The organism is Azohydromonas aeria (assembly GCF_009760915.1).
Lineage (GTDB): Bacteria > Pseudomonadota > Gammaproteobacteria > Burkholderiales > Burkholderiaceae_C > Azohydromonas > Azohydromonas aeria.
Genome location: NZ_VIDQ01000191.1, coordinates 1 through 1,686, shown reverse-complemented (window position 1 = coordinate 1,686; position 1,686 = coordinate 1). Strand labels below are relative to the sequence as shown.

1 protein-coding gene is annotated in these 1,686 nt (G+C 68.4%); it reads right to left on the bottom strand.

The genetic code is table 11. The features are described from left to right. Positions 1 to 116 precede the first annotated feature (116 nt). Positions 117 to 1,454, bottom strand: a complete 1,338-nt coding sequence (locus FJ694_RS36420) for a hypothetical protein (RefSeq protein ID WP_157272387.1) — start codon at positions 1,452 to 1,454, stop codon at positions 117 to 119. Between the last annotated feature and the right edge of the window lie 232 nt (positions 1,455 to 1,686).

Genomic DNA, 1,686 nt, shown 5'->3' with positions numbered 1-1,686 from the left:
AGGCGCCGGCCCGCGGGAGCGGGACGGCGCCATCAGGAGCGCTTCTCACTTTCGCGCTCTCTCCCTCTTGAGAGTCTTTCCCTCGTGACGACGGATGCGGACGGGGCGCGGCGGGCTTACTGCGCGCGCAGGTTGGTCGGGGCGGCCACCGTCACGGCGCCGGTGACGAACTCGAAGGGGCCGCGGTCCCAGGTGCCGTCGCTGCCGCGGGTGTTGCCCAGGCCGTCGACGTTGTAGGGCGTGGCGAAGTTCGAGCCCGCGCCCGTGGCGGCCTTGAGCCGGAAGTCCAGCGCGGCGACGTTGACGAAGGGGTCGGTGCTGGCGGTGGTGCCGGCGCTCTCGCCCTGCGTGGTGCCGGAGTTGATGAAGTGGTTGTGGTTGTGGCTGGCGAACTTGGCAAAGCTCGGTGCCTGGCTGTTGAGGAAGATGTTGTTGAAGGCCTCGTTGCCCGAGGCGATGCGCGGCAACGTGCTCAGCGCGGCCTGGTTCACGTTGATGAAGGCGTTGTTGTAGACCTTGGCGTTGTGGAACTGCTCGCCGCCGCCGCCGGTCCAGCCGCCGACCACGCCGTTGGCCTGCTGCCACGTCGCGCCCGACGGGCGGTAGAAGACGTTGCCGTAGACCATGAGCCGGGCGCTGGTGTTCGACGAGTTGTCCCACATCAGTCCGCCGGTGCTTTGCACGTCGGTGAAGAGGTTGTGGCGGAAGGTCGTGTCGCCCACGCTGCCGGCAAAGCCCCAGATGCTGGCGATCTCGGAGTGCACGGCGCTCGACCCGTAGTACTTCTCGACCCAGCCGTGCTCGGCCACGAAGTTGCGCGGGCTGATGAAGAACGGGCAGCGCCCGATGCCCGTCATGTGGTAGTGCGAGATCGTGACGTTGGAGGCGCCGTAGACGGCCACGGCGTCGTTGGACATGGAGCCGCCGCTGCTGGAGACGCTGCCCTTGCCCACGAGCGAGACGTGGCGCACGGTGACGAAGGAGCCGCCGCTCTGGAAGTTGAGGATGGCGTTGGCGTCGCCGCGCTCGGTGACCTTGAAGCCGAAGGCGCCCATCCAGTTGTTGGCCTGGCCGCCGCCGGTCTGGCCGTCGATGACCCAGTAGGGCGAGGTGAAGCGCAGCCCGCTGGTGAACTGGGCCTGGCCGGTGCCGTAGGCGTCATTCCAGCCGGTGTTGGTGCCGTGGTCGGCGACGGTGGCCTTCTTGATGGTGATGGGCGTGGTGCCGCTGGCTGCGGTGGAGAAGGTGCGCCCGGCGTAGCTGCCCGCGGCGACGTAGTAGGTGTTGCCGCGCACGAGCGTGGAAGGCAGCGCGGTGTAGGCGTTGGCCCAGTCGGAGCCGTTGCCCGCGCCGGTGGCGCCGGCGCGCACGTAGATGTTGGCGGCGCTGGCGAAGGCGGGCATGAGGCCGGCGGCGATGAGGACGAGGGCGGAGCGCTTGAGCGAGAGCTTCATGTCGTGGGTCCTGCGGGATCTTCGGTATTCGTGAGGGAGAGGCGTCGGGGTCGGATGCGGGCGCAACGTCAGGCGGATCAGGGGATCACCTTGGTGGCCTCGGCCGAGTACGCGCTTTCCTTGCCGGAGGCATCGACGGCCGTGACGGCGAAGTAGTAGGTCTTGCCGCTGGGCAGCGACGGCACGGTGTAGGTGGTGTTGGTCACGTACAGCCCGCTGCCCTTGACCTGGT